Origin of the sequence: Lewinella sp. IMCC34191 (assembly GCF_003390935.1) — a bacterium.
GTDB lineage: Bacteria > Bacteroidota > Bacteroidia > Chitinophagales > Saprospiraceae > Neolewinella.
Genome location: NZ_QNQZ01000041.1, coordinates 1 through 256, shown reverse-complemented (window position 1 = coordinate 256; position 256 = coordinate 1). Strand labels below are relative to the sequence as shown.

Genomic DNA, 256 nt, shown 5'->3' with positions numbered 1-256 from the left:
TCAACGCAGAGGCTCGCCAGAAGTACATCGTGGAGCCCCACCGACGGTTTACCCGCTCCAGTCCGCTGACCTTCCGGCGGACCGTTGCCTTTATTCTGCAACTCGTGCGTAAATCCACCGCCGTTGAACTGCACGATTTCTTTGTCAGCCTGGGATCCTTCCCGGTTACAAAGTCTGCCATCGTCCAACGCCGCAAGCACATCCGCCCCCTATTCTTCAAGGACTTCTTCTACCAGTCCGTTCAGGCTTTCTACGC

The 256-nt window shown here is 56.6% G+C and carries 1 protein-coding gene; it reads left to right on the top strand.

Translation table 11 applies throughout. The annotated features are described in order from the left end of the window. Positions 1-256: hypothetical protein (locus DRW39_RS22135; protein WP_198664987.1), on the top strand; the 256-nt coding region annotated here is incomplete at both ends.